General features: G+C 35.8%; 1 protein-coding gene. It reads left to right on the forward strand.

Features of this window, described 5'->3' with window-relative positions; genetic code table 11:
- Positions 1-384: 384 nt before the first annotated feature.
- On the forward strand, positions 385-636 hold a 252-nt coding region (locus tag B6S12_RS10790), incomplete at its 3' end, for a DUF1353 domain-containing protein (protein WP_146239369.1).

Genomic DNA, 636 nt, shown 5'->3' on the forward strand with positions numbered 1-636 from the left:
ACTAGAAATAAAGAGATTAAAGAAATAGATATTTACAATCTAGTCATTAAAAAGCTTCAAGATTTTATCGCTAGACATTTAAAGCTAGAAAGCAAACACATAGAGATTAAAAACAAAGAACCTCCACAAAAAGAGGAAACTCGCTCTCAAGACAGATAACGACAGATTTTATAAATTTTATAGGCTTCACAGACACTAAGTCTAGCCTCAGCCTAAAAATTTATAAAAAGCTACCGCTCTATGCCGTAATTGCTAGAGCTTGAAAAGCTCCCCACAAGTAAAACGCAGTGGGACGGGGGCTTTAGGGGATTTGAAAGGACAGCCACTGTCCTTCATCGCAAAGAGGAATTTACTTCCTCTGCGAAGTCAAAATAAAGGATTTAAATGGATAGAGAACTTATAACAATTCTAAGAGAGGGCAAAGATTTTGAGCTTTTAAAGGATTTTTGCTTTTACACTTTGGAATTAAAAGAATTTGAAAAAGATTTAGGAGTCTATTATCACACCAATAACAAAGCAGAGGTTTTTATAAAAGTGCCTAAGGGCTTCCGCACTGATTTTGGAAGTATCCCACAACTTTTTCAAAGCTTTCTCTCACCCATTGGCAAACCCACTAAGGCTTATGTAGTGCATGAT

The organism is Helicobacter valdiviensis (genome assembly GCF_003245365.1).
Taxonomy (GTDB): Bacteria; Campylobacterota; Campylobacteria; order Campylobacterales; family Helicobacteraceae; genus Helicobacter_D; species Helicobacter_D valdiviensis.